The organism is Micromonospora sp. NPDC020750, from assembly GCF_044334565.1.
Lineage (GTDB): Bacteria > Actinomycetota > Actinomycetes > Mycobacteriales > Micromonosporaceae > Micromonospora.
Genome location: NZ_JBIRTH010000009.1, coordinates 333,353 through 335,196 on the forward strand (window position 1 = coordinate 333,353; position 1,844 = coordinate 335,196).

At 67.9% G+C, this 1,844-nt stretch carries 2 protein-coding genes and 2 pseudogenes; 3 read left to right on the forward strand and 1 reads right to left on the reverse strand.

From position 1 onward, the window contains the following. Nucleotides 1–246 (forward strand): FG-GAP repeat domain-containing protein (locus tag ACH4T9_RS26550; RefSeq protein WP_396674059.1); only part of this gene is annotated, 246 nt, incomplete at its 5' end. Nucleotides 247–350: 104 nt separating this feature from the next. Further along, a pseudogene (locus tag ACH4T9_RS26555) lies at nucleotides 351–489 on the forward strand (alpha amylase C-terminal domain-containing protein); the annotation flags it as partial. A gap of 50 nt (nucleotides 490–539) precedes the next feature. Here ACH4T9_RS26555 and ACH4T9_RS26560 read toward each other — a convergent pair. Then, complete coding sequence (locus ACH4T9_RS26560; protein WP_396674060.1) at nucleotides 540–698, reverse strand: hypothetical protein; 159 nt, start codon at nucleotides 696–698, stop codon at nucleotides 540–542. 416 nt (nucleotides 699–1,114) lie between these two features. On the opposite strand from ACH4T9_RS26560, the pseudogene ACH4T9_RS26565 reads away from it, so the two are divergent. Beyond that, nucleotides 1,115–1,844: pseudogene (locus ACH4T9_RS26565) on the forward strand (LamG domain-containing protein); the annotation flags it as partial.

Here is a 1,844-nt window from a genome sequence, read left to right on the forward strand (position 1 = left end):
TACCTCTACAAAGGCAACGGCACCGGAAGCTTCATCTCCGGCTCGACAATCATCGGGGCCAACTGGTCCGCATTCGACACCATATTCTCGGTCGGCGACTTTGACATGGACGGCAACAGCGACGTCATCGTCCGGCACGCCTCGACGAAGGATATCTATCTGTACCAGGGCAACGGAATCGGCCGGTTCAAGCCTGGCCACACCATTATCGGCGCCAACTGGTCAGCCTTAGGCATCGTCTTCTGACCATCGGTTGGTCCGGTGCGGGCGACGAGTTCACGCCGGACCAACCGTGGCATCGTCGTCACCGAGGACACCACCGGAACATCACCGGCCGCAACCGTAACGGTACCGACGCCCACCACTACGGCGGCTCCGGGGAGGCAACCTCGGCAAGTACCCGCCCAGAACGTGCCCTGGCACAGCCTGCCGGCGTCCGTGGCACTACGAGTGCCACCGCTCGGCGCGCTCTGGCTGCTAGGGGACTGAACGCGCGACTCGTCCGGAGCGTTGAGGCGCACCCCGGACGGGTCGGCTGCTCAGAGGCGGGTGATCCGGACGGCGTCGGCGACGACGTACCCCGACGTGCTGGTCCAGCGGCTGACCCCGACGACCTGGCGCGTCCCCGCGGCAAAGTCGTAGGCGCCCAGCACCCGCCACTGCCCGCCGCCGGTGCGCTGGTCGACCTTGGTCGCCACGGTCCCGTTCGGCTAACCACCACCCTCCGTCACCACCGAAAGTGAGACAGAGCCGAAAGTGAGACAGAGCCGTTAGATCCACACTCCCAGATACAAGGAACGCCACGCAGAGTGATCGAACACGCACCCCCGTGGGGGCCGGCAATGTTTCACGTCCAGCCCGCCGGAAGGTCACGCGCTGATAACGATAGACGAACGTCACATAGATCAAACCCACCGCTTTGAGTCCGAAAGGGACAACGGGATGTGGCGTCAGGCGTTCCCGAAGACCTGCCGGGACTGATTCACTGTGGCCGCCCACCGGCCGCGATCATGCGTCCAACGGACACACAAACGGGGAAGGAACCACTACCGTGCCCAAGAGTCACCCTCCACGAAGGACAAGAGCGACAAGAGTCGTCGCTACCAGCGCCGTTGTGAGCCTCATCGTCGTCGGGGCGGCCACCGGCCCGACCGCCGCACCGGCTGCCGCCGCGCCCGCCGCTCCCGCAGCCGCCAAGCCGGCACCGACCTCACTGGGCGTCGACCAGGCCGTGGCGCAGGCCCGACGCACGGGCAGACCGGTCGAGGCCACCGCCGCCGGCACGTCCACCGCCACCCTCACCGCCCGCCCCGACGGCACCATCGAGCTGACCCAGACCGCCATGCCCACCCGCACCCGCGTCGACGGCAAGTGGAAGAACCTCGACCCCACCCTCATCCGGCACCCCGACGGCAGCATCACCCCGGCGGTGACCACCAACCAGGTCCGCCTCTCCCCCGGCGGCACCGGCCCCCTCGCCGAACTGACCAGCGGCGACCGCGCCCTGTCACTCGCCACCCCCATGCCCCTACCCAAACCCACCCTCACCGGCCCGACAGCCACCTACCCCGAGGTCCTACCCGGGGTCGACCTCACCGTCCGGATCACCGCCGAAGGCACCTTCTCCCACGTCTTCGTGATCAAGAACCGCCAAGCCGCGACCAACCCGAAACTCACCGCCCTCGACCTGACCACCACCACCAAAGGCGTCACCCTGACCGCCGACCCGGCGGGAAACATCACCGGCCACGACCGCGCCGGCCAAACCGTCCTCACCGCACCCGCCCCCACCATGTGGGACTCCACCGCCACCACGGCAGCGGGCACGGCGCAACGCGGCACCA